Consider the following 23,767-nt stretch of genomic DNA (forward strand, 5'->3'; position numbering starts at 1 on the left):
GTGCGGCGGGGCGCCCGGGAGCACCGGGGTGGCCGTGGACGGTGGCCGGCGGGATCCCGCACGGCGGTCATCATGTCCGGCGCCGCGCGGCGGCTGAGGCGGCCGAGGCGTACGGGGGCGTACGGGACGTACGGGGGCGGCGGGGCACGCGCCGGGGGCCGGGCATCGCGCGGGGCCGCCACCGGGGCCGACGCCCGGTGACGGCCCCGGCCCGTGCGTGCGGCCGCCGGGCGGTTACCGCACCGCGCTGAGCGAGGTGACCAGGCCCTGCGCGAACTGCGTGGCGCCGGAGAGGCCGAGGGCGCCCGCGCCGCTGAGGGGCGCGGTCACGGTGCCGAGGGGGCCGGACGCGCCCCCGAGCAGCCCGCCGCCCAGGTTCTCCGTGAGCCCGCCCGGCAGCCCGCCCGGCAGCCCTCCCGGCTGGGCCGCGGGCGCCCCGCCGGTGAGGCCGCCGGTGAGGCCCGCCAGCGGGTCCGCGGCCGCGGCCTGGGCGGTGGCGGCGCCCGCGAGGGCGAGGGTCGCGGTGGCGGCGGTGGTGGCGACGATACGGGCGGTGGCGCGGCGGGTCCTGGTCATCAGCTTCTCTCCGGTCGGTCGTGCGGTACTCCGACAACGCCCCGACCCGCCGGGAAGGCACGGTCCCGGTCCGTGCCGGCACCGGATGGCGGCCGCGTGCCCGGGAGCGGGATCTCGAAGTGGACCGTGGCCACGCCGGGGCCGTGCTCGCCCGTCGTGCGGGCGTCGAACACCTCCTCGGCCAGGCCGCGCCAGAAGGCCCCGGCGCCGTCCACGTCGACGTTGGTGTGCAGGTACAGGCGGTCGTAGCCGGGGGTCGAGGCGACGAAGTCGCGGGCCCGGCGCACCAGGGTCCGCGCCAGGCCCCGCCGCCGGTGCCCGGGGGCGACGTACACGCGGACGAGCTGGGCGGTGCTCCCCGGCGGGTAGCGCTCGGCCAGCCACCGGGGGTGCGGGGGGTGGGCCGGGCCCGTCGACCGTACGCCGGTGGTGGCCACCACCTCGCCGTCCCGCACGGCCACCAGCAGCAGGTGCCGGGGGTGGTCGAGGTAGGTGCCGGTGAGGTCGACGACGTCGTGGTGCCAGGCGGGGACGTAGCCGTAGCCGAAGTCCCGGTGGAAGGTGTCCAGCATCAGCCGCCGCGCGCCCGGCAGGTCCGCGGGGGTGGCGGGCCGGACGGTGTAGTCGCTCACGGGGCGTCCCCCGGGGTGGGCAGGCCGGGGCCGGCGCAGTGCACGTCGGCCGGCGGGACGGTGCCGGCGGTGAGGTAGGCGGTGACGGCGGTGTCCACGCACGCGTCGCCGCGGCTGGCGAACACGCCGTGGGAGTAGTCGTCGTGCAGGGTGACCAGGCGCGAACCGGGCAGCCGCCGCTGGAGCCGGCGGGCCCCCTCGACGGGGGTGACGGGGTCGTGCGCGGAGGCGACCAGCAGCACGGGCGGGGCGTCGGGCGAGCCGAGCGGGGTGCGGCGGGCGGGCGTGTGGTGCCAGTACGCGCAGACGGAGGCCTCCATGCCGGTGAGCACCGGCAGCGGGTCGGCCCGGCGGGCGCGGCGGAGGTCGGCGAGGATCCGGGCGGGCGCGGGGCCGGGGCCGTCGGCGCACTTGACGGCCCGGTTGGCGGCCTCGTACGTCCGGGAGGCGGGGCCGTCGAACGGCTCCTTGGGGCGCAGCGACGCGGTGTCGCCGTCCCGGAGGTACGCGCGGATGCCGTCCGCGAGCGGGGTCCAGCGCTCGGTGCGGCCGAGGGCCCGGTACACGGCGCGGTCGAACTCCGCCGGGCCGTAGCCGGTACGGGCCCGCTGGTAGGCGGCGCGGACCGCCCCGGCGGTGGTCCCCAGGCCGAAGCGCCCGGAGTGCCGGGCGGCCCAGCCGAAGAACACCTCGCGCTGGCGCAGCAGGGCCCGGCTCTGGCGGACGTCGAAGTCGTACCAGTCCCCGGGCCCGACGACGCTGTCCAGCACCATGCGCCCCACCCGGTGCGGGTACAGGGCCGTGTACGCGGCGCCGAGGTAACTGCCGTAGGAGACGCCCAGGAAGGCGATCCGCTTCTCGCCGAGCGCGGCGCGGACGGCGTCCATGTCGTGGGCGGTGCGCGTGGTCGACAGGTGGGGCAGGGCGTCGCCGGTGCCGGCCGCGCAGTCGTCCGCCATGCGCCTGAGCGCGCGCAGGTACGCCGTCTCCTCCGCGCGGCCCTCCGGCACCGGGTCGGGGCCGGGCGTGGCGAACAGGCCGCCCATCGGGCCGCAGTCGGCGGGCGCGCTGAGCCCGGTGCCGCGCGGGTCGAAGCCGATGACGTCGTACGCCCGGCGGACGGCCTGGGGGAGCTTGGCCCGCTTGGTGACCGCGTACGGCAGTCCGGAGCCGCCGGGTCCGCCCGGGTTCACCAGCAGGACGCCGCGCCGCTCGGCGGGCGTCCCGGAGGCGGGCACCCGGGAGACCGCGAGGCGGATCCGCTTCCCGTCGGGACGGCCGGGGTCCAGCGGTACGGCGAGCCACCCGCAGGTGACGCGGTCGGGCGCGGGCGGTGCCGGTACGGAGGCGGGGCAGGGCCCGAACCGCAGCGCGGGCGCGGCGGCGGGGGCGGGGGTGCGGGCGGCGGGCGGGGCGGCCGCCGCGGGGCCGGGGGCGAGCGCGGTCGCGGCCGTGGCGGCGACGAGGGCGTACAGCAGGGGCGGGTGGGGGCGGGCAGCGGCAGGCACGGGTCTCGCATTCGGAAGAGCGACGCTCCATCAGATGACAATGAAAACGATTATCGATAACGTGCTCCCCGGTCAAGCCCGCGCGCCTCCGGACACGTACCGGTCCCGTCGGGCGCGACCGCATACGTCCGCGCACGCCGAAGAAGGGGAAGCCGTGGCTCATCTGCTGGTGGTCGAGAGCTGGGTCGGATCGATGAGCAGGCTGCTGCCACGGGCGATCCGCGAGGAGGGCCACGAGTTCACCTTCCTCACCCGCGACCTGCACCACTACCTGCGCTCCGCCCCCGAGGGCACCGCGCACCCGCTGCTCGCCGCCCGGCACGTGCTGACGGCCGACACCAACGACACCGCCGCCCTGCTGCCGTTCGCCGAGCGGGCCCACGCCACCCTGGGGTTCGACGGGGTGATCACCTCGTGCGACTACTACCTCGGCACCGCCGCGCGGATCGCCGGACGCCTCGGCCTGCCCGGGCCCACCCCCGAGGCGGTGGTGAACGCCTGCCGCAAGGACGCCACCCGGCAGGTCCTGGCCCAGGCCGGTGTGCCCGGGCCCCGTTTCGCGGTCTGCGCCGACCGGGCGGAGGCGGAACGCGCCGCACGGGAGATCGGCTACCCCCTGGTCCTCAAGCCGGTGGACCTGTGCGCCGGGATGTTCGTCCGGCGCGTCGACGACGAGGCCGCCCTGGTGGCCGCGCACCGGGCGCTCGCCGCGTTCCCCGTCAACGCCCGCGGCCAGCGCCGGACGCCGGTCGTCCTGCTGGAGGAGCTCCTGGAGGGCCCCGAGGTCAGCGTGGAGACGGTGTCGTACGACGGCACGTCCCACGTCGTCGGGGTGACCGACAAGAGCGTGGGCGGGGCGCCCGCCTTCATCGAGACCGGCCACATGTTCCCGGCCGCGCTGAGCCCGGCCGACTCCGAGGCGGCCGAACGGACCGCGCTGCACGCCCTCAAGGCCCTCGGCCTCGACGCGGTGGTCGCCCACACCGAGATCAAACTGACCCCCGACGGGCCCCGCGTCGTCGAGGTGAACCCGCGCCCCGCCGGCAACCGCATCACCGAACTCATACGGCACGTCACGGGGATCGACCTGGCGGCCGCCGCCGTGGACGTCGCCCTCGGCCGCCGGCCCGACCTGCGGCGGCGGGCCACCGGGCTGCGCAGCGCCGCGATCGGGTTCCTCGTCCCGGACCGGGAGGGCGTGCTGGACGGCGTCGACGGCGCCGACGAGGTGCGCCGGGCCCCCGGCCTGCTGGAACTCCAGCTCGCCGAGCCGGGCGCGGCCGTCAGGGCGGCGGGCAGCAACAACGAGTACCTGGGGCACGTCATGGCCGGCGACGCCGACGGCCCGGGCGCCCGCGACCGTGTCGAGGCGCTCCTCGCGGCGCTCCGCCCCCGGGTGGTGACCCGATGACGCCCCCGGCCGCCGCCGGCCCGGCCACCGCCGTGGACACCGCCGGCCCGGCCCCGGCGGCCCGCCCGGCGGCAGCCTCGTACGACGAGCTCGTCGCCCGCGTCCTGCGCGGCGGCCTCGGGCCCGACCCCGGCACGCAGCGCGTCTCGGTGGCGTTCACCACCCGCCAGTCCGTACGCCACCAGGGGCGCGGGACCGGGTACCGCAACGAGGTGCTGAGCCTGCGCCTCGGGGCGGCGGTCGGCTCGTGCGCCGTCGAACCCGGCGGGCTGCCCGACGGGGCCGTCGACGACTGCGTGGGCGCGGACGTCGCCCGGCTGCTGGAACACGAGCTGCCGCCGGTACGGGTGGCCGCGCTGGACGCGTACCTGATGCACGTCCTGCCGCACACCGCCGCGAACGGCGCCCGGCCGTTCCCCCTCCCCGCGGGCGGGTCGCTCGACAAGTCCCGGGCCCGCGCCCGGGCCGTCACCGACCTGCTCGACACCGCCCCGGGCGCCACCGTGCTCGTCGTCGGCGTCGTCAACTCCCTGCTGGAGGCGCTGCGGGCGCGCGGGCTGGCGTACGTACCGTGCGACCTCAAGGGCGGCACCACCGAGTGGGGCGAGCCGGTGCGCACCGACGCCCGGGCGGAACTGGAGCGCTGCGACGCGGTCCTCGCCTCCGGCATGACCCTCGGCAACGGCACCTTCGAGCCGCTGCGCGCCCACGCGCTGCGGCACGGCAAGCCGCTGGTGATGTTCGCGCAGACCGGCAGCGCGGTGCTGCCGCGCCTGATCGGCGCCGGAGTGAGCGCGGTGTGCGCCGAGCCGTACCCCTTCTTCTGGCTGGACGGCGGTCCCGGCGTCGTCCACCGGTACGGCGGGGCCGCCTCGTGACCACGGCCGTAAGGAGCCCCACCGGCAACCCGGAGCTGCTCGCGCTGCTCGGCCGCACCCCGCTCGCCCGCGTCACCGCCGACCTGCCGTGCCCGCAGCCCGGGTTCTGGGCCAAGCTGGAAGGCCTCGGTGTCGGCGGCATGAAGGCCCGGGCGGCGGTGTCCATGCTGCTCGGCGCCCGGGAACGCGGCGAACTGCGGCCCGGCGCACCGGTCGTGGAGTCCACCTCCGGCACGCTCGGCATCGGACTGGCCTTCGCCGGCCAGGCCCTCGGGCACCCCGTCGTGCTGGTCGGCGACACCGAGCTGGAGCCGTCGATGCGGCAGTTGCTGCGCGCCCACGGCGCCCGGCTGGAGCTGGTCGACCGCCCGGCCGCCGAGGGCGGCTGGCAGGCGGCCCGGCTGGCGCGACTGCGCGAACTGCTGGCGCTGCTGCCGCACGCGTACTGGCCCGACCAGTACAACAACCCCGACAACACCGCCGGTTACGCCTCCATGGCCGCCGAACTGGCCACCCAGCTCGACCACCTCGACGTGCTGGTGTGCAGCGTCGGCACCGGCGGCCACAGCGCCGGGATCACCGGCCCGCTGCGGCGGCACTGGCCGCGGCTGCGCCTCATCGGCGTGGACGCCACCGGCTCGACCATCTTCGGCCAGCCCGCCCGGCCCCGCCTGATGCGCGGCCTGGGCAGCAGCATCCACCCGCGCAACGTCGCCTACGAGGCGTTCGACGAGGTCCACTGGATCGGCCCCGCCGAGGCCGTCGACTCCTGCCGCCGGCTCGCCCGCTCCAGCTTCGTCAGCGGCGGCTGGAGCACCGGCGCCGTCGCCCGCGTGGCCGCCTGGGCCGCCCGCGTCCACCCCGGGGCCGTGGTGGCCACCGTCTTCCCCGACGGGCCCCACCGCTACCTCGGCTCCGTCTACGACGACGACTTCACCACCGCCCACGGCATCGACCCGGCCGGCGCCGCCGCCCGCCCCGTCGAGATCCCGCACCCGCGCGCCGTGGAAGCCACCGGATGGGCCCGCTGCACCACCGTCACCGACCCGCTCGACCGCACCACCCCCGCCCCGCGCGGCGACCACCCCGCCACCACCCCCGCCCCGCGCGGCGGCCACCCCGTGAAAGAGAGCCCGTGAACGTCACCCGGCGCACCGTGCGCCTCCGCCTCAGCGAGCCGCTGCGCATATCCCGCTCCACCATGGCCGCCCGCGACGCCGTGTGGCTGACCGTCGAACACCAGGGGCTGCGCGGCCACGGCGAAGCCGTCACCAGCGCGTACTACGGCCTCGACGCCCCCACCATCGAACGGCTGCTGGACGACGCGGCCCGGGAACTGCGCCGCTTCGACGGCCCCGAGAGCGCCCTCGACGCGCTCCGCGCCGGAGCCCCGGCGCTCACCGCCGCCCCGCCCGCCGTGATCGCGGCGGTCGAGTCGGCGCTCCTCGACCTCGCCGGGAAGCGCGCGGGCGTCCCCGTCCACCAGCTCCTCGGCGACCGCCCCGGCCCCGCCGCCGCCCCGCCCCGTGCCGCGACCGCCCGCACCATCGGCATCACACCCGCCCGGCGGGCCGCGGCGCTGGCCGGGCACCTGGTCCGGCAGGGGTTCACCGTCCTCAAGCTGAAGGCGGGCGCCCCGGACCCGGACGACGACGTGGCCCGCGTACGGGCGGTCCGCGCGGCCGCCCCGCACGCCCGGCTGCTGCTCGACCCCAACGGCGCCTGGACGGCGGACCGGTGCGCGCGGCTGCTGCCCCGGTTCGTGGAACTGGGCGTCGAGGCCGTTGAGCAGCCGCTCGTCCCCGGCGACCCCGAGGCGCTGGCCCGGCTCGCGGAACGGTCGCCGCTGCCGGTGATCGCCGACGAGGACGCGGTCGGCCTCGACGACGTCCGCCGCCTCGCCGGCCGCGTCCAGGGCGTCAACGTCAAACTGGCCAAGTGCGGCGGCGCCACGGCCGCCCTGCGGATCGCCCGGCTGATCGCGGGCTCCGGCACGGAGCTGATGCTCGGCTGCCTCACCGCCAGCACCCTCGGGATCGCGCCCGCCGTCCACCTCGCCGACCGCGCCCGGTGGACCGACCTCGACGGGCACCTGCTGCTCGCGGACGACCCCTGGACGGGCATCGGCGGCGCCGACGGCACCGTACGGACCGGCCGGAAGCCCGGCCTGGGGGTCCGCCCGCGCGCCACGGCCCGGGGGGCCGGCGCATGACGGCCCTCGGCGAGATACGCGGCTTCCCGCTCGCCGTGCGGCTGCTGCTGGTCAACCAGTTCGGCGTCAACACCGGCTTCTACCTGCTCGTCCCCTACCTCGCCCTGCATCTCACCGAGGACCTCGGCATGTCGGCGGCCGTGGTCGGCGTCGTGCTGGGCGTGCGCAACCTCAGCCAGCAGGGGCTGTTCCTCATCGGCGGCTCCGCCGCGGACCGGCTGGGCGCCCGCCGCGTGATCATCACCGGCTGCGCGCTGCGCACCGCCGGGTTCGGGATGTTCGCCCTCGGCGACGGCCTCACGGTGCTGCTGGCCGCCTCCGTCCTGAGCGGACTGGCGGGCGCGCTGTTCAACCCGGCCGTCCGCGCCTACCTCGCCCAGGAGGCGGGGGAGCGCACGGCGGAGGCGTTCGCCCTGTTCAACGTGTTCGCCACCACCGGCGCCCTGGTCGGACCACTGCTGGGCAGCGCCCTGCTGCTGGCCGACTTCCGGGTCTCCGCCCTCACCGCCGCCGGGATCTTCGCCGTCCTCACCGTCGCCCAGGCGCTGGTGCTCCCGGCGCGCGAGGCCGCAGCGCCCGCCCGGGGCGGTGTGCTCGGCGACTGGCGGGAGGTCGCCGGCAACCGGCGGTTCGTGGCGTTCGCCCTGGCCATGGTCGGCATGTTCACCATGGAGAACCAGCTCTACCTGCTGCTGCCCGACGGGGCGCGCGCCGCCACCGGCTGGGACGGCGCGGCGGGGCTGGTGTTCCTGGTGGGCACCCTCGCCAACCTGGCGTTCCAACTGCCCCTCACCCGGGCGCTGAAGCGGCGCGGCCGGCGGGCGTGGTGGATCGCCGCCGGCCTCGCCCTGATGGGCCTGTCGTTCCTGCCGCCCATGCTGGTGGCGGACGGCGGGCCGGCGCCCGGCGGCGGGCCCGGCGAGACGGCGCTGCGGGTGCTGCCCGTGCTGGGCGGGGCGCTGCTGCTGTACCTGGGCGTGATGGCCGCCCAGCCGTTCGTGATGGAGCTGATCCCCCGCTTCGGCCGGCCGGAGCTCACCGGCACCTGCTTCGGTCTGTTCTACGTGGTCTCCGGCATCGCCGCCGCCGTGGGCAACGCCGTCGTCGGCCGGGCCATGGACGCGGGCGCCGACGGGGGCGCGGCCTGGCTGCCCTGGGCGTGCTGCCTCGCCCTCGGGCCCGTGTCCGCGGCGGGCGTGCTGTGGCTGCACCGCCGGGGCGCCCTGCCGGAGGCCGGCGGGGAGACGCGGCGGACGGCCGCGCCCCGCGGCGCGGGGCGGTGCGCATGACCGGCTCGGCCAACCTGCTCACCGACAACCCGGCCCTGTACGAGGCGCGCTTCCCCGACCCCGGGCGGCTCGCCGGGCGCTGGGCCGAGGACACCCTGCGCCGGTACGGGGCCGGGCCCCGGGTCCTGGACATCGGCTGCGGCACCGGCCGCGACGCCGCCCATCTGCACGCGGTCGGCCGCCGGGTCACCGCCGCCGACCTGTCCGGCGCGATGCTCGCGTACGCCCGCGAACACCACCCGGGGCCCGACCACGTCCGGGCGGACCTGCACGGCTTCGACCTCGGTACCGGGGCCTTCGACGCGGTGGTGTGCCTGGACAGCTCCCTGCTGTACTGCCACACCAACGCCCAGCTCGACGGGTTCCTGACGTCCTGCCGCCGCTCGCTGGCACCCGGCGGTCTGCTCGTCGCCGAGATGCGCAACGGCGCCTTCTTCCTGGGCCGTACGGAACTCCTCGGCACCCCCGCCGTCAACGGCTTCACCTGGCGTGGCACCGCGTACCGCTCCACCACCACCCTGCACGTCGACCGGGCGGCGCAACTGCTGCGGCGCACCCGGGTGTGGACCTCCGACGACGGAGCCCCGCCCGTCGAGCAGCGCTCCGCGTGGCGGCTGCTCTTCCCGCAGGAGCTGCGCCACCTCCTGGCCGTCCACGGCTTCGAGGTGCTGGCCCTGTACGACCGGCCGGGCCCGCGCACCGACCCGCCCTGGCGGGAGGGCGACCCGCCCGCCGCCACGGCCGACGGCGACCGGCTGCACCTGGTCGCCCGTAGCCGCGCGTGACACCCGCCGCCCCCGCCCCCGCCCCCGTGACCCACCCGCCCAGCACCAAGGAGACCGCCATGAACGACGTCCCCAGGAACGACGTCCCCGTGAACGACCCCCGCTTTCCCGGTCTGCGCCGGCGGGGCTTCCTCGCCGCCGCCGGAGGCGCGGCCGCCGCGGGCCTCGGAGGGCTCGCCCTCACCGGCTGCGCCGGGTCCGGGCCCGCCGGCACCTCCGCCGACGGCGGCGGCAGGCCCCGGCGGGGCGGGCGGCTGCGGGCCGCGTTCGCCGGCGGCGGTGCGAGCGAGACCCTCGACCCGCACCTGGCCAACCTGTTCGCGGACGTGGCCCGCGCCAAGGCGCTGTTCGACAAGCTGGCCGACTACGGGCCCGACCTGTCCGCCCGGCCGCGCCTCGCCTCCGGCTGGGAGCCGAGCGCGGGCCTGGACCGCTGGAAGGTCACCCTCCGCGAGGCCGCCTTCCACGACGGCCGGCCGGTCACCGCCGCCGACGTGCTCTACAGCTACCGCCGCGTCGCCGACCCGGCCGGGGCGTACCGGGCGAAGGCGTCCCTGGAGCCCATCGACCTCGGGGCCAGCCGGGCGATCGACGCGCGAACCGTGGAGTTCGTCCTCAAGCGCCCGACCGCCGAGTTCCCCAACGTGCTCGCCGCGTTCGGCGCCTACGTCGTCCCGGAGGGCGCCGACGACTTCGACCGGAACCCCGTCGGCAGCGGCCCGTTCCGGTTCGTGTCCTTCGCGCCCGGCCGCTCCGCCGTCTTCCGGCGGAACGACGACTACTGGGACGGCGCCCCGTACCTCGACGAGCTGGAGTTCGTCGTCGCCAACGAGGAGTCCGCGCGGGTCAACGCCCTCCTCGGCGGGCAGGTCGAGTACGCCCACGAGCTGAACCCCACCACCGCCCGCGCCCACGAGGACGGGGGCCGGGTCCGGATCGTCCGGCTCCGCAACAGCGCCATGCAGTCGTTCGCCATGAAGACCGACCGGCCGCCGTTCGACGACGCGCGGGTCCGCCAGGCGTTCTTCCTGATCGCCGACCGCAAGGAGCTGGTCGAGGGCGCCCTGTCCGGCGCGGGCGAGATCGGCAACGACCTGTTCGGCAAGGGGTACGAGTACTACGCCGGCGGCCTCCCGCAGCGCGAACAGGACCTGGACCGGGCCAGGGCGCTGCTCAAGCGGGCCGGCGCGGAGAAGCTGAAGGTCACCCTGGACACCTCGCCCGTCGCCGCCGGGTTCACCGAGGCCGCCGCCATCTTCCGCGACCAGGCGGCCCGGGCCGGCGTCACCGTCACCGTCAGGACCGGCAGCAAGGACAGCTACTGGAAGGACGTCCTCGACTCCGGCACCCTGTGCTGCTACCGCTCCGGTGCCATGCCCATCGAGGCGCACATCTCCCAGCGCCTGCTGACCGGTTCCACCACCAACGCCACCAAGTGGCACCACAAGGACTTCGACGCCCTGTACCGGCAGGCGCAGTCCACCCGGGACCGGACCGCGCGGGCCGCCGTCTACGAGCGGATGCAGCGCCGGATGCACGCCGAGGGCGGCTTCCTCGTCTGGGGGTTCGCCGACTGGATCCTCGGCACCGCGAGCAACGTCCGGGGCGTCGCGTCCGGGGCGCCCGCCAACTCCCTGGACTGGGCCCGCTTCGACAAGGTGTGGCTGGCGTGACCTCGTGGATCGTCCGGCGGCTGCTGCTCGGTGCCGCGCAGACGGCGGCCGTGGTGCTGCTCGTCTTCGCCCTCACCGAGGCGCTGCCGGGCGACGCGGCCGTGTCCCTCGCCGGCGACCAGCCCGACCCGGCGCGGATCGCCGCCGTCCGCGAGGCCCTGGAGCTGGACCGGCCCGCGCACGAGCGGCTCGCGGACTGGACGGCCGGGCTGGTACGGGGCGACTTCGGGACGTCCCTGGCGTCCGGCCGGCCCGTCTCCGCGTACCTCGTGGACGGCTTCGGGCCGACGCTGCTGCTCGCCGCCCTGACCGTGGTGCTGCTGGTGCCGGCCGGCGTGGGCCTCGGGGTGCTGGCCGCCCGGCACGCGGGGCGGTGGGTGGACCGGCTGGTCAGCGCGGTGACGCTGGGGGTGTACGCGGTGCCGGAGTTCGCGTCCGGGGTGCTGCTGGTCACGGTGTTCGCCCTGCGGCTCGGCTGGCTGCCGCCGACCGCCGTCGGTTACGGCACCGACCTGCTCGCCCACCCCGCCGCGCTGGTGCTGCCCGTGCTCGTCCTGCTGTCGCGCCCGGTGTGCTCCCTGGCCCGGCTGGTCCGGGCGGGCATGACGGAGGCGCTGGCCTCCCCGTACGCCGCCCAGGCCCGCCGGTACGGGATCGGCGGCGCACGCGTCCGGTACGGGCACGCGCTGCCCAACGCGCTCGCGCCCGCCGCCCAGCAACTGGCCCGCACCGTCGACTGGCTGCTGTGCGGGGTGATCGTCGTGGAGGCCCTGTTCGTGATTCCCGGTCTCGGCACCGTCCTGATGAACGCCGTCACCGAGCGGGACGTCCCGGTCGTCCAGGCCCTCGCGGTGGTCTTCGGCGTGGCGACCGTCGTCCTCAACCTGGGCGCCGACCTGGTCGCCCGCCGGTTCGCCCCCCGGGCGGAGGTGGCGGCGTGAGACGGCGCTTCGTCCTGGGCGGCCTCATCGTCGGCGTACCGCTCCTGATCGCCCTGCTCGGGCCGCTGTTCGCCGGCGAACCGGGCCCGCGCGCCACCTCGTTCACGACGGGCGGCGGGCACTGGCTGGGCACCGACTTCACCGGACGGGACGTGTGGCGGCAGGTGCTGCTCGGCGGGCGGCCGGTGGTGCTGGTCGCGCTGGCCGCGACGGCCCTGGCGTACGCCGTCGCCCTGCCGCTCGGGCTGGCCGGCGCGCTCACCCACCGCGCCTGGCTGGAGGAACTGCTGATGCGGCCCCTCGACGTGCTGCTGGCGGTGCCGTCGCTGCTGATGGTCCTGCTGGTCGCCGCCGTGTTCTCGCCCGGCGCGGTGGGCCTCGCGCTGCTGGTCGCGCTGGTCAACATCCCGGACGCGGCCCGTATCGTGCGCGCCGCCGCCGCGGAGGCGGCGTCCCGCCCGGCGGTGGAGGCGCTGCGCATGCAGGGCGAGACCTGGTGGCGCACGGCCGTCGGGTACGCCGGCCGGTCGGCCGTCCGCACGCTGGCCGCCGACGCGGGCGTACGGCTGACGGGCGTGCTGTACCTGGTGGCGACGGCCGCGTTCCTCGGCGTGGGCGTCGCGCCCGACGCCGCCGACTGGGCGGTGATGGTCGACCGCAACCGCACCGGGCTGTTCGTCCAGCCCTGGGCCGTCGTGGTGCCCGCCCTGCTGATCGTCGCGCTGACCACGGGGAGCAACCTGCTCCTCGACGCGGCGCTGGAGAAGGGGAGACGCGCGTGAACGCGGTGGCCGACATCAGGGGCCTGCGGGTCGAGACCGGGGGCCGGGCCGTCGTCGACGGCGTCGACCTCCGGCTGCGCCCCGGGCGGGTCACCGCCCTGGTGGGGGCGTCCGGCAGCGGCAAGACCACCACGGGCCTCGCCCTGCTCGGCGAGTACCCGCCCGGCGCCCGGGTGACCGGCCGGGTCCGGGTGCCGGAGGGGCTCGTCGGGTACGTGCCGCAGCACCCGGGGGCCGTCCTCAACCCGGCCCGGCGGGTGGACGCGCTGCTCACGGACGTCGCCCGCACCCGGGTGCGTGGGCTGCCGCGCCGGGAGCGCCGGGCGGCCGCCCGGGCCCGCGTGGCCGACGCCCTGGCCCGCGCCGGGCTCCCGGACGGCGAGGCCCTGCTGCGGCGGTACCCGCACCAGCTCTCGGGCGGCCAGCAGCAGCGGGTCGTTCTCGCGCAGGCGCTGCTGCTCGGCGCCGAGGTGATCGTCGCCGACGAGCCGACGACCGGTCTGGACCCGCTGACCAAACGGCACGTGGTGGACGGACTGGCCGCCGTCGCCCGGCAGGGCGTCGCGCTCCTGCTGCTCAGCCACGACCTGGACGTCGTCCGGGACCTGGCCGACGACGTCCTCGTGATGCGGGCCGGGCGGGTGGTGGAGTCCGGACCGCCCGGCCGGCTCTGGCACGCCCCCCGCCACCCCTGGACCCGCGCCCTCCTCGCCCCGCCCGCCGCCCCGCCGCCCCCGGCGCCCGGTGGGGGCGGGAGCGTGGTCCTGCACGTGCCGGAGGGGCTCACCGCCCGGCACGGCCGGGCCACCGTGCTGCGCACCACCGGGGCCCTCACCCTCCGCGCCGGTGAGTGCCTGGCGCTGGTGGGCCGCTCCGGCAGCGGCAAGACCACGCTCGGCCGCTGCCTGGCCGGGCTCCACCGCGACCACGACGGGGACGTCCTCCTCGACGGCTCCCCCCTGCCCCGCAGCCTGCGCGACCGCACCCGCGGGCAACTGGCGGCGGTGCAGTACGTGTTCCAGGACGCGCGGGCCGCCTTCGATGAACACCGCCCGGTGCTCGACCAGGTGGCCCGCACGGCGGTACGGCTGCGCGGCGCGGACCGCGACGCGGCGACGGCCGAGGCGCTGCGCACCCTGGCCGGCCTGGGGCTCGACGCCCGCCTCGTCCGCCGCCGTCCCGCCGGCCTGTCCGGCGGCGAACTCCAGCGCGCCGCCCTCGCCCGCGCCCTGCTCGCCGAGCCCCGGGTGCTGGTCTGCGACGAGATCACCTCCGGCCTCGACACGGTCACCCGCCGCGGCCTCCTCCGCACCCTCACCGGTCTCCTCCGCGAGCGCGGTGACCTGGCCCTGGTGCTCATCACCCATGACCTGGACACCGCCGCCCCGGCCCACCGGATCGCCGTGCTGGACGGGGGCCGGATCGTCGAGCAGGGCCCGGCCCACCGGGTCCTCGTCTCGCCCCGCCACCCGTTCACGGCCGCCCTGCTCGGCCGGACCGCGGGCCAGGCGGGACTTTCCGGACCCGACCTAGCGCAGCGGGCGGTTGCGGCCCCGGCGGAGGGCGAGGAACAGCACGTCGAGCACCAGGACCACGATGCCGATGATCAGCAGGTACATCAGGCCCTCGATCACCACGCCGATGAGCCCCAGGACGATGGCGACGATGATCAGGAACAGGAACAGCACCATGGAAGGCACCTCCTCGAATGGCGTAGGGGTCAGCGGCGGGCGAGCCGTCGCTCGCCGTGGGCACCCGGTTCGTAGGGCATGCCGTAGTGCCGGAAGATGTCGGCCTCGCCCTCGGCCGGCAGGACGTCGTCGGTGCCGATGGACGGCGCCTTGCGGACCTCCCCCTTGGAGTGCGGCACCTTGAGGTAGTCCGGCCCCACGATCGCGTCGCCGATCGGGACGAACACCAGCCGCTGCCTGGTCGGCAGCCCCGTCCGTACGGTCGCCACGGCCGGCTGGTCGGTGACGGTGTCCACGTAGACGGCCTCCAGCACGCCGATCTTGTGGCCCTTGGGATCGACGACGTCGTGGTTGCGCCACTCGCGGATGTCTGCTGACTGGATCATGCGTTCTGCCCTCTGAGCGGGTCCGTGCGGTCCGTGCGGTGGGTCTGGCCCTTCCCGGGTCCAGCGTCCGCCCGCGCGCCGACCGGCGCCACCGCACGGCACCCGGTCACCCTGCCGCGACGCCCGCCGGGCGGGGCCCCGGCACCTCCCCCGGGGTGTTCCCGCGGTGCTCCCGGGCGTCGCCCCGGGGTGTGCCCGCCGCTCGCCCATGCCTTATGTCGCGGAGGCAAAGCAAGGGGGACGGACGACGCGGCCGTCCTGTGCGCGGGCTGCGTCGGGTGGTCCTCCCGCCTCGCCGCGGACGTCTTCCACCTCTCCCAGAAGCGCCACTGAGGGGGAGCCGACCGATGAGCACCGGGCTGATACACCGCCCCGCCCGGACCACCCGGCCCCCGGCCGCCCCCGGGGCGCGCACCATCGAGGCCCCGCCCAACCTCCCTGAGGGCAAGGGCGGCAACATCGCGATGTCGCTGCTGCCCGTCGCCGGTGTGATGTCGTCCGTCGTGATGATGACGGTCGTCCGCAACAGCCAGTTCGCCGCGCTCGGCACGCTGACCTGGTCAAGGCATCGCTCTACGGCGTCGACGCATCCGGGGCGAGCTTCCGTGGGGCGCGCGTGATGGGTGCCTCACTGCTGGATGTGAACCTGTGCGGCGCGGATCTTTCGAATGCGGTGGTGCAGGAAAATTCATTTCAGGTGCGCATCGACGGTAATACCGTCGTGAATGGTCTCTCAGGTTCCGTTTTCGGCCCGGTGGAGCTGGTCGCTGAAGAGGGTGGCGTTCGCGAAATCGGCGGAGAGTCCCTTGAGGAGTGGCTGCGAGCGAGGGGCGCGAACGTCCGGGTCGTCCCGCGCGCCTCTGCTCGCCGAGCCGGCTGAAGGAGACCCGTGCGGGGGTACCCCGCCCGCTCCGCCCGCCGGTGAGGGGGCGGAGCGGGTGGCGGTCGTCAGCAGTACTTCGACGAGCCGGTGGAGCCCCAGGCGCAGGAGTCGACGAGGGTGCCCGACGCCTTGCGCAGGTACGCGGTGTCGCCGTCGTTGTTCCACACGTACGCCGCCCGGCCCCAGTACCGGTGCCCCGCGGTGTTGGTGCCCCGGCCGGTGTGGACCGTCAGGTACCGCTTGGCGCCGATCGTGCCGCTGAAGGTGTAGGTCCAGCCCGCCCGGTCCTTCAGCTTCCAGTTGGTGAGGGAGATGGCGGACGTGCCGGAGTTGTAGAGCTGCACCCACTCCGCGTTCAGCGACGTGTTGGTGCGGTTGTCCGTGCCGGGCGAGTTGTAGTACACGCGGTAGATGCTGACGCCCCCCGCGGCCTGGGCGGCCGGAGCGGCGGTCAGCAGGCTTCCGGCGACGGCGGTGGCGACGACGGCTGCCGACGCGGCGAAGCGAACCTTCAAGAGTCCTCCCCAAGGTGAACCGTGCGTTCCACGGCGGGGAAAGCACACCATATGGTCATGGAGTTACTGGTCGGTTTCGCCCATTCAGGAGCGAACCGATGCGGTCTCGTCCCGGAGCCCGTCCGCGCGTAGCGTGATGCGCCCATCGCGACGCGACGAGCAGGAAGCAGGAGGCGCTGATGCGCGACCAGGACCGCTTGGTGATCGATCCGGCCGGCCGGGACATCCACGGGGAAGCGGCCCGCTTACGCGAACGCGGGCCCCTCGCCCGCGTCGAACTCCCCGGCGGCGTCGAGGCCTGGGCGGTCAGCAGCCCCGACCTGCTGAAGCGGCTGCTCACCGACCCCCGGGTCTCCAAGGACCCGCGCCGCCACTGGCCGGCCTGGATCAACGGGGAGATCTCCCCGGAATGGCCCCTGTTCACCTGGGTCGCCGTGGAGAACATGTTCACCGCGTACGGCGGCGAGCACAAACGCCTCCGCACCCTGGTCGCCAAGGCGTTCACCGCCCGCCGCACCGCCGCGCTGCGGCCGCGCGTGGAGGAGATCACGGCCACGCTGCTGGACCGCATCGCCGAGGCCGGCCGGCACGGCGCCGTCGTGGACCTGCGGGAGATGTACGCGTACCCCCTCCCCATCCAGGTGATCAGCGAGCTGTTCGGCCTCCCCGAGGAGAAGGGCGGGGAACTGCGCTCCATCGTCGACAGCATCTTCCACACCGCCGCCGACCCCGCCGAGGTCACCGCCACCTACACCCGGCTCTACGCCGTCATGGCCGAACTCGTCGCCGCGAAACGGCTGGCCCCCGGCGACGACATGACCAGCGGTCTCATCGCGGCCCGGGACGAGGAGGGCGGCACCCGGCTGAGCGAGGAGGAACTGCTCGGCACCCTGGTGCTGATGATCGGCGCCGGCCACGAGACCACCGTCAACCTTCTCGACAACGCCATCCACGCCCTGCTCACCCACCCCGATCAGCTCGCGCTCGTACGGGCGGGCCGGGCGTCCTGGGACGACGTGATCGAGGAGACCCTGCGGTCCGACGCCCCGGTCGCCAACCTCCCGCTGCGGTACGCCGTCGACGACATCGACGTCGACGGGACGGTCGTCCGCCGGGGCGATGCGCTCCTCGTCGCGTACGCCGCCGCCGGACGCGACCCCGGGCGGTACGGCGAGGACGCCGACCGCTTCGACGTCACCCGGGCCGACAAGGAGCACCTGGCGTTCGGCCACGGCGTCCACTACTGCCTGGGCGCCCCGCTGGGCCGGATGGAGGCGCGGATCGCGCTGCCGGCGCTCTTCGAACGGTTCCCGGAGGTGGAACTGGCCGTGCCGGCGGAGGAGTTGCGGCCGGTCGAGTCGTTCATCTCGCACGGGCACCGTTCGCTTCCCGTGCGCGTCGGGGTGCCCGCCGACGGACGCGGCGGCGGGCCGGGCGGCGTGTAGAGGGCGGCGGCCGACGGGGCCGCGCGGATGATCGCCGCGACCTGGTCCCGCCCCCCGGGCCGTGGCGGTGGTGCCGGGGCCCGGGTCACGGCCGGGTGTACAGGCGGGGGCGCCGGCGCGGACACGCGTGCGCGGCGGCCAGCAGCCGCTGCACGCGGTCCCCGAAGTCGGCCGCCTCGCGCACCGGGACGGCGAACGGCAGCCGTACGTCGGCGTGGTCGCGGACGCGCTCCAGCCGCAGCGTGAGCCCGTACCGGTCGACGCCCACCGGCACCACCCGGCGGACGCCGTGCAGGTGCCGCGGCTCCACCAGCCGTGCGAGCCGGGCCACCGCGTCGGCGTGGTCGTCGGCCAGGTGCATGAGCAGTCCCGCCTCGTGGGCCGCCAGCGGATCCGCCTCGGCGAGGACCAGCTCGTCCAGGCCGACGCAGACGCCCCCGTCGCCGGTCCCGCCCCCGTCGCCCCCGTCGCCCCGGACGAGCGTGGCCCGTACGGGATCCAGGCGCAGGGCGACACCGTGCGCCGCCGTCCCGGCTCCCGCGTCGTCCTCGGTGAGCCACCCGGCGAGCGTCACCCTGGCCCGTACCCGCTCCCGTACGGCGGTCGGCGCCACGTCGGTGAAGTGCAGCACGGTCGCCAGGTCGCCCCGGGGGGCGCACACCACGGCCGCGGCGAGGTGGCAGTCGGCCGGCAGGCGCAGCGTCAGCCGGCCCCGTTCGTCGAGGGCGTGCGCGCCGGTCAGGTCGCAGCGGTATCCGTGGGTGGTCACCGTCAGGGACCGGGCGGCGACCAGCACGGACCGGACCCGTTCGGCGCGGGTCGGTTCGGTGCGGGTGGGTTCGGGCGGACGGGCGTCGGGGCGACTGCTCACCACTCCTCCTTAGGTAAGGCTTGCCTAACTTAGCGGACGGGCGGCAGCTCCCGCCACCTCCCCCCGGACCGCCGATTACGCTGTCCGGGCCCGGGGCCCCGTGCCCCCTCCGCCCGAGGAGACCCATGAGCGTCACCGCGGCCCGCCGCGCCTGGCCGACCGATCTGCCCGTCCTGCTCGTCGCGGTGGTCTGGGGCTCCAGCTATCTCGCCGCGAAGGGCGTCACCACCGGCGGGACCGTACTGGCGGTCCTGGTACTGCGGTTCACCGTCGTCCTGCCGGTACTGGTGGTGGCCGGGTGGCGACGGCTCCGCGCCCTGAGCGGCGCGCAACTGCGCGGAGCGGGCGTCCTCGGCCTGATCCTCGCCGGGATCTTCGTGATGGAGACGTACGGGGTCGTGCACACCTCGGCGACCAACGCCGGGCTCATCATCAGCCTCACCATGATCTTCACGCCGATCGCCGAGAGCCGGCTGCGCGGTACGCCCCTGTCCCGCGGGTTCGTCGCGGCGGCGGGCCTGTCGGTCGCGGGTGTGCTGCTGCTGACCCAGGGGGCGGGGTTCAGCGAGCCGTCGGCCGGCGACCTGCTGATGCTGGGCGCCGCCGTCGCCCGTACCGTGCACGTCCTGGCGATGTCGCGGATGCGGTCGGTACGGGGCGCGGACGCCCTGTCGCTGACCACCGTCCAACTGGGCGGCTCGGTACTGGTGTTCGCCCTGCTGTGCGCCGCGCCGGGCACGGGTGCCACCCCCTGGGCCGCGGCGGCGGACTTCGGACCGGCCGACTGGGCGTGGCTGCTCCACCTCTCGGTGTTCTGCACGCTGTTCGCGTTCTTCGTCCAGATGTGGGCGGTACGCCGCACCTCCCCGTCCCGGGTCAGCCTCCTGCTCGGTACGGAACCGGTGTGGGCCGCCGTGGCCGGCATCTCCCTCGGCGGTGACCGGCCGGGTTGGCTCGGCCTGCTGGGGGTCCTGCTGATCCTGGCCGGTACGGCATGGGGCCGTACGGCCGCCGACGGAGCCGAACGCCCGTCCCCCGCACCCGCACCCGCCCCGGCTACCGCACCGGCTACCGCCCCGGCTCCCGCCCCGGCTCGCGAGCCGCCCGGTAGCGCGCCGGGTCCGCGGGCCGGCCCGCACCCCCCACCCGCTCACCCCCGCCGTCCCCGGCGCAGTGAACCCGCCACCCGCGTGAGCTCCTCGTGGACCAGGCGCCCCGCCAGCGCCCCGCCGAACACGACCACGCCCGCGCCGACCAGCCAGGACTGGAGGACGAGCACGGTGCCGACGGGACCGTAGGTGACCGTGCTGGAGGCGATGAGGGGGGAGAAGACGAGCTGGGAGAACACCCGCAGGCCGAGCAGACCGATCACGGTGGCCACGGCGCCGGGCAGCAGGGCCCGCCAGGCCACCCGGCCGCCCAGCAGCAGCCGCTGGGACCACCAGAAGAACAGGACCCCGCTCAGCGCGGCGGCGAACGCGCCGGCCGGGACCTCCTGCCGCAACGTGGTGGTCCCGGAGAGGAAGACGTACGCGGTGAGCGCGACCAGCCACACCACGTGCCGCCACCGCGCCCACCAGCGGGCCTGGCCGAGCCCCCACACCTTCTCGTACCCGGTCTGCATCGCCGCCCCGAAGGTCAGCCCGAAGAGGGTGAGCGCGGCGATGCCGAACGCCGTCGTGGTGCGCAACGCCTGGCCGGGGGTCGTGAACAGCCGCTCCACCTCGTTCCGGGACGTGCCCGACACCCCGAGTCCGTCCGCCAGCCACTGCGCGAACCCCCGCCCCCGCTCCGGATCGGCCGAGGACACGATCACCAGGAGCGGTACGAGTGTCAGGAGCCCGAGAGCCGCGAACCCCAAGGCGCGCTGGCCCAGTTCGAGGGACGTGCCGCGCCGCCACGCCCGCCCCACGGGTGAGCGCCCGACCGCACGGCGCAGTCGGCCGAACGGATGGGGACGACGGGCTTCGCTGAGTGGCTTCGGCATCCCTGTCGACTACCACGCCATCGATCAGTTTCGGAGAAGCCACCCCAGGGGCCGCATGGCTAGCGTGAGACGCACCCCATCGAGCACCGCCGGAGAGGACATCGCCATGACGGACACGCAGGCCACCACGAGCTACGACGGTTTCACCGACGAGGAGCGGGCCGCGATGAAGGAGCGGGCCAAGGAGCTGAAGGCCGCCGGCCGCCGCGGCCCGCGCGCCGCCAAGGCCGACGGGGAGGCCGACGTACTCGCGAAGATCGCCGAGATGGCCGAGGCCGACCGGGTCCTCGCCGAACGCGTCCACGCCCTGGTGAAGACCGCCGCCCCCGCCCTCACCCCGAGGCTCTGGTACGGGATGCCCGCCTACGCCAAGGACGGCAAGGTCCTCTGCTTCTTCCAGAGCGCCCAGAAGTTCACGTCCCGCTACGCCACCCTCGGCTTCAGCGACCGGGCCGCCCTCGACGAGGGCCCGCTCTGGCCCACCGCCTACGCCCTGGCCGACCTCACCCCCGCCGTCGAGGACCGGATCACCGCCCTCCTCCGCCGGGCGGTGGGCTGACCCCGCCCCGCCCCGCCCCGTCCCCGTCCCGCCCGTCCCCGCCCCGCCCGTCCCCGCCCCGCCCCCGTCCGGGATCGGCAACGACAACGACCCCGGCGTGTACACACCGGGGTCGCCCTTCCGGGTCGGTCGCACGTGAGAGTGTGCCGACCCGCTTTCATCCTAAGTCCGATGACTCGTTTCCGGCATCGGTGACTTTTCGGGCCTCGTTCTGTCGGTACGGCCCGCTCGGAGGCCGCTCCGCTCCCGGCCGCCGCGCCTGCCGATCCCCGGCAGGGCGTCGCTGTAGCGGAAGGCCGCGATCCTTTCGTCGTGCTGTGTGTTGAGCAGGTGGATGACGATCACGCCCACGCCGATCATGGCGATGATCAGGGCGACGACGATGAGGGTTCCCATGTCCTCACCGCCCTCGGGAGGCGCCGAGGGGCCCGGCCGGGTCCCCGCCCGGCGAAGCGGCTCCGCCGTCGGTCTCCCAGCCTTCCTCGCGACCGCGGGCCTCCGTCCCTTCGCGGGTGGCCGAGTCCTCGTCGGCCATCAGCGCGCTGGCGGTGCTGAGGCCGCCCGGAGCCGCGGCCGCGGACATGAGCCGGGCGGCTGCGGCCGCACCCGTCTCCGGTGGGACGACCAGGAGGTCCATGCGACCCCTGGTGTAGGAGAGAAGGATCAGCTTGTTCCGGTCCTGCTCGGCGGCGAACCAGCCCACATGCACGGTGTGCCCGGTGACGGGCACCTTGCGCGGGATCACGGGCCACAGGGACGGGTTCACCGTCACCCGGGTGACCCGGCCCCAGGGGACGTCCAGTGCGTCGGTCAGAGCGGGGAGTTCACGGGCGAGGTCGCGGGAGCGGGGCCACCAGGCACCGTCCAGGAGACCGGGCGCCGATCCCGCCGGGACCATTGACAGCCGCACCGGTGGTGAGGGCGCGGGCCGCTCGGTGAGGGTCGTACGTTCGATGGTCGCGGTCATGACGCGGACCTGACTCCGGGCGCCTCAGGCGTCCCGGTGTTGTCGCTCGCCGGGAACGGCACCGGCGGGAAGCCGGTGTGCGAGGTGCTCCCGGTGCCTCCACTCTACTCCGGCCGACGCCCCGGGGACGGGCCGCCGACGAGCGCCTGGCCGGCCGTCCTCGTGGCCGTGGTCGTCGGACCCTCGTATTTTCTTTGCGGCAAATGGAGGGCTTCCGGGAAACACTCCGGCGGCGCGTAACCCCGTCTAGCAGTCTGCGTAATATGCCAGCCGAATGAAGCGGGCGATTCCGGACATTCCGGCTTTCGCTGAACGTGCCACCATCCCCCTCAGGAGCTGGCTTCTCGATGACGCTGAATACCTCTGCCGCGCCGCATTGGCGCAGAACGTCGGCCTGGATGGCCGCGGTGCTCACCCTGGTGATCTCCGCCGCCGTCGTGGCGGTGACGCCGACGCGGGCGAACGCGCTCGCCCAACCCGTACTCCTGGGCACCGCCGACAGTTTCGCCGTCCTGGCCGGTCAGTCGGTGTCCAACACCGGAGCCTCGGTCATCACCGGCGACGTCGGGGTGCACCCGGGAACGGCCATCACCGGATTCCCGCCCGGGCTGGTGGACGGGACGTTCCACTCGGCGGACGCCGTGGCCGCCGGGGCCAAGAGCGACCTGGTCGCCGCGTACAACAACGCGGCCGGGCAGTCCTCGGACATGGCGCTTCCCCCGGACGCCGGCGGTCTGACCCTGGCCCCGGGCGTGTACACGGCATCGTCCACCCTCGGTCTCACGGGCACGCTCACCCTGGACGGCGAGAACAACCCGGACGCCATCTGGGTGTTCCAGGTCGGTTCCGGCCTGACGACTGCTTCCGCGAGCAGCGTGAGCCTCATCAACGGTGCCTCGCCGTGCAACGTGTTCTGGCAGATCGGCAGCTCGGCCACCCTCGGCACCGAGACCGACTTCGTGGGCACGATCATGGCCCTGACGTCGATCACCGCCAACACGGGAGCGGACATCGTGGGCCGGGCCCTGGCCCGCAACGGTTCCGTGACGCTGGACACCAACACGATCACCCGACCCGCGTGTGCCGGCGGGACCACGGGCGGCACGACGGGCGGCACCACCGGTGGCACGACGGGCGGCACCGCTACCGGCGGCGTGATCGCCGGCACCACGGGCGGGACCGGGGGCACCACCAACGGTGGCACCACGGGCGGCGTCGGTGGCGTGCTCGGCGGTGTGACGACCGGCGGCACCACCGGTGGCGCGCCCGGCGGAGTCGTCGGCGGTGTGCTCGGCGGAGTGACCACGGGTGGCCTCATCGCGGGCACCACGGGCGGTACCACGGGCGCGACGATCGGCGGCGTCCATGGCGGCACCACAGGCGGCGGCGGTCCCAAGCCGCCGCACAAGCCGCCGCACAAGCCCGGTAAGCCCGGCAAGCCGGGGAAGCCGGGTCACGGCAAGCCCGGTAAGCCCGGACACGGCCATGGCCATGACCACGACCACGGCAAGCCCGGGCATGGCAAGCCCGGTCACGGTAAGCCCGGACACGGCAAGCCGGGCAAGCCCGGTCACGGCAAGCCCGGGCACGGCGACAACGGCAAGCCCGGCGGCTACGGCGACCGCGCGCGCCACCTCGACCTGGACCTGGACCTCAAGGGTCACGGCCGGCCCGGTACGCACGGCGACGACATGAACGGGTAGCGCCCGTGGGCGAGCCGTGCGCGACGCCGGCTCCCCACCAGCGTGAGTGGAACGCGTGGCGCGCGGTGGACCT

General features: G+C 75.5%; 23 protein-coding genes and 2 pseudogenes. 16 read left to right on the forward strand and 9 right to left on the reverse strand.

Annotated features, from left to right (window positions below; translation table 11 throughout):
• Positions 1–234 precede the first annotated feature (234 nt).
• The 3 genes from ACZ7LK_RS24860 to ACZ7LK_RS24870 are packed head-to-tail and all read right to left on the reverse strand — an operon-like array spanning position 235 to position 2,716.
• Positions 235–576, reverse strand: coding sequence for a hypothetical protein (locus ACZ7LK_RS24860; RefSeq protein WP_392275558.1), 342 nt, complete (start codon positions 574–576; stop codon positions 235–237).
• Positions 576–1,148, reverse strand: coding sequence for a GNAT family N-acetyltransferase (locus ACZ7LK_RS24865; RefSeq protein WP_392275703.1), 573 nt, complete (start codon positions 1,146–1,148; stop codon positions 576–578). The genes ACZ7LK_RS24860 and ACZ7LK_RS24865 overlap by 1 nt, the downstream gene beginning before the upstream one ends.
• A gap of 56 nt (positions 1,149–1,204) precedes the next feature.
• Positions 1,205–2,716, reverse strand: a complete 1,512-nt coding sequence (locus ACZ7LK_RS24870) for an alpha/beta hydrolase (RefSeq protein ID WP_471143431.1) — start codon at positions 2,714–2,716, stop codon at positions 1,205–1,207.
• Between the two features lie 154 nt (positions 2,717–2,870).
• On the opposite strand from ACZ7LK_RS24870, the gene ACZ7LK_RS24875 reads away from it, so the two are divergent.
• Genes ACZ7LK_RS24875 through ACZ7LK_RS24920 form a run of 10 tightly spaced genes read left to right on the forward strand, consistent with a single transcriptional unit; the run spans position 2,871 to position 14,453 of the window.
• A complete protein-coding gene (locus tag ACZ7LK_RS24875) occupies positions 2,871–4,127 on the forward strand; it encodes an ATP-grasp domain-containing protein (protein WP_471143434.1) in 1,257 nt (418 codons plus the stop codon).
• Complete coding sequence (locus ACZ7LK_RS24880; RefSeq protein WP_471143437.1) at positions 4,124–5,005, forward strand: Rossmann-like domain-containing protein; 882 nt, start codon at positions 4,124–4,126, stop codon at positions 5,003–5,005. The genes ACZ7LK_RS24875 and ACZ7LK_RS24880 overlap by 4 nt, the downstream gene beginning before the upstream one ends.
• Positions 5,002–6,144 (forward strand): PLP-dependent cysteine synthase family protein, encoded by a 1,143-nt coding sequence (locus ACZ7LK_RS24885; protein ID WP_392275554.1) that lies wholly within the window; start codon positions 5,002–5,004, stop codon positions 6,142–6,144. The genes ACZ7LK_RS24880 and ACZ7LK_RS24885 overlap by 4 nt, the downstream gene beginning before the upstream one ends.
• Entirely contained in the window at positions 6,141–7,217 is a 1,077-nt protein-coding gene (locus ACZ7LK_RS24890; protein WP_471143439.1) for a mandelate racemase/muconate lactonizing enzyme family protein, read from the forward strand. The genes ACZ7LK_RS24885 and ACZ7LK_RS24890 overlap by 4 nt, the downstream gene beginning before the upstream one ends.
• A complete protein-coding gene (locus ACZ7LK_RS24895; protein WP_471143441.1) occupies positions 7,214–8,506 on the forward strand; it encodes an MFS transporter in 1,293 nt (430 codons plus the stop codon). Before ACZ7LK_RS24890 ends, ACZ7LK_RS24895 begins: the two co-directional genes overlap by 4 nt.
• Positions 8,503–9,291 (forward strand): class I SAM-dependent DNA methyltransferase, encoded by a 789-nt coding sequence (locus tag ACZ7LK_RS24900; protein WP_471143444.1) that lies wholly within the window; start codon positions 8,503–8,505, stop codon positions 9,289–9,291. Before ACZ7LK_RS24895 ends, ACZ7LK_RS24900 begins: the two co-directional genes overlap by 4 nt.
• A 59-nt stretch (positions 9,292–9,350) precedes the next feature.
• Complete coding sequence (locus ACZ7LK_RS24905) at positions 9,351–10,964, forward strand: ABC transporter substrate-binding protein (protein ID WP_471143447.1); 1,614 nt, start codon at positions 9,351–9,353, stop codon at positions 10,962–10,964.
• Positions 10,952–11,905 (forward strand): ABC transporter permease, encoded by a 954-nt coding sequence (locus ACZ7LK_RS24910; RefSeq protein WP_392275549.1) that lies wholly within the window; start codon positions 10,952–10,954, stop codon positions 11,903–11,905. The genes ACZ7LK_RS24905 and ACZ7LK_RS24910 overlap by 13 nt, the downstream gene beginning before the upstream one ends.
• Positions 11,902–12,687 carry an ABC transporter permease gene (locus tag ACZ7LK_RS24915; protein ID WP_469464715.1) on the forward strand — a complete coding sequence of 262 codons (786 nt, stop codon included), beginning with the start codon at positions 11,902–11,904 and terminating at the stop codon, positions 12,685–12,687. Before ACZ7LK_RS24910 ends, ACZ7LK_RS24915 begins: the two co-directional genes overlap by 4 nt.
• Positions 12,684–14,453 carry an ABC transporter ATP-binding protein gene (locus ACZ7LK_RS24920; RefSeq protein ID WP_471143451.1) on the forward strand — a complete coding sequence of 590 codons (1,770 nt, stop codon included), beginning with the start codon at positions 12,684–12,686 and terminating at the stop codon, positions 14,451–14,453. Before ACZ7LK_RS24915 ends, ACZ7LK_RS24920 begins: the two co-directional genes overlap by 4 nt.
• Here ACZ7LK_RS24920 and ACZ7LK_RS24925 read toward each other — a convergent pair.
• On the reverse strand, positions 14,408–14,764 hold the full coding sequence (locus tag ACZ7LK_RS24925; protein WP_392275546.1) for a PRC-barrel domain-containing protein: 357 nt from the start codon (positions 14,762–14,764) through the stop codon (positions 14,408–14,410). The genes ACZ7LK_RS24920 and ACZ7LK_RS24925 overlap by 46 nt on opposite strands.
• A gap of 347 nt (positions 14,765–15,111) precedes the next feature.
• On the opposite strand from ACZ7LK_RS24925, the pseudogene ACZ7LK_RS24930 reads away from it, so the two are divergent.
• Positions 15,112–15,318, forward strand: a pseudogene (locus ACZ7LK_RS24930) (hypothetical protein); the annotation flags it as partial.
• A 65-nt stretch (positions 15,319–15,383) separates the two neighbouring features.
• The gene (locus ACZ7LK_RS24935) at positions 15,384–15,644 is read left to right on the forward strand and encodes a hypothetical protein (RefSeq protein WP_471143454.1); all 261 of its coding nucleotides are present in this window, start codon (positions 15,384–15,386) and stop codon (positions 15,642–15,644) included.
• Positions 15,645–15,712: 68 nt separating this feature from the next.
• On the opposite strand, the gene ACZ7LK_RS24940 is transcribed toward ACZ7LK_RS24935, so the two are convergent.
• Positions 15,713–16,162 (reverse strand): lamin tail domain-containing protein, encoded by a 450-nt coding sequence (locus ACZ7LK_RS24940; protein ID WP_392275545.1) that lies wholly within the window; start codon positions 16,160–16,162, stop codon positions 15,713–15,715.
• A gap of 179 nt (positions 16,163–16,341) precedes the next feature.
• Between ACZ7LK_RS24940 and ACZ7LK_RS24945 the strand changes: the two genes are divergently transcribed.
• Positions 16,342–17,607, forward strand: a complete 1,266-nt coding sequence (locus ACZ7LK_RS24945) for a cytochrome P450 family protein (protein WP_392275544.1) — start codon at positions 16,342–16,344, stop codon at positions 17,605–17,607.
• Positions 17,608–17,692: 85 nt separating this feature from the next.
• On the opposite strand, the gene ACZ7LK_RS24950 is transcribed toward ACZ7LK_RS24945, so the two are convergent.
• Complete coding sequence (locus ACZ7LK_RS24950; RefSeq protein ID WP_392275543.1) at positions 17,693–18,478, reverse strand: DUF2470 domain-containing protein; 786 nt, start codon at positions 18,476–18,478, stop codon at positions 17,693–17,695.
• Positions 18,479–18,603: 125 nt separating this feature from the next.
• Between ACZ7LK_RS24950 and ACZ7LK_RS24955 the strand changes: the two are divergent.
• A pseudogene (locus ACZ7LK_RS24955) lies at positions 18,604–19,494 on the forward strand (DMT family transporter); the annotation flags it as partial.
• Positions 19,495–19,628: 134 nt separating this feature from the next.
• Here ACZ7LK_RS24955 and ACZ7LK_RS24960 read toward each other — a convergent pair.
• Positions 19,629–20,465 (reverse strand): YhjD/YihY/BrkB family envelope integrity protein, encoded by an 837-nt coding sequence (locus ACZ7LK_RS24960; protein ID WP_392275541.1) that lies wholly within the window; start codon positions 20,463–20,465, stop codon positions 19,629–19,631.
• A 106-nt stretch (positions 20,466–20,571) separates the two neighbouring features.
• Between ACZ7LK_RS24960 and ACZ7LK_RS24965 the strand changes: the two genes are divergently transcribed.
• Positions 20,572–21,024, forward strand: a complete 453-nt coding sequence (locus tag ACZ7LK_RS24965) for an iron chaperone (RefSeq protein ID WP_469464710.1) — start codon at positions 20,572–20,574, stop codon at positions 21,022–21,024.
• Between the two features lie 162 nt (positions 21,025–21,186).
• Here ACZ7LK_RS24965 and ACZ7LK_RS24970 read toward each other — a convergent pair whose 3' ends face one another.
• On the reverse strand, positions 21,187–21,420 hold the full coding sequence (locus ACZ7LK_RS24970; RefSeq protein ID WP_392275539.1) for a hypothetical protein: 234 nt from the start codon (positions 21,418–21,420) through the stop codon (positions 21,187–21,189).
• Positions 21,421–21,424: 4 nt separating this feature from the next.
• The gene (locus ACZ7LK_RS24975) at positions 21,425–21,991 is read right to left on the reverse strand and encodes a DUF5994 family protein (RefSeq protein ID WP_469464709.1); all 567 of its coding nucleotides are present in this window, start codon (positions 21,989–21,991) and stop codon (positions 21,425–21,427) included.
• 347 nt (positions 21,992–22,338) lie between these two features.
• Here ACZ7LK_RS24975 and ACZ7LK_RS24980 point away from each other — a divergent pair, with 347 nt between their 5' ends.
• Positions 22,339–23,694: an ice-binding family protein gene (locus ACZ7LK_RS24980; RefSeq protein WP_471143462.1), complete on the forward strand. Its 1,356-nt coding sequence runs from the start codon at positions 22,339–22,341 to the stop codon at positions 23,692–23,694.
• The last annotated feature ends 73 nt before the right edge of the window (positions 23,695–23,767 follow it).

Source organism: Streptomyces sp. NPDC039423 (assembly GCF_055598725.1).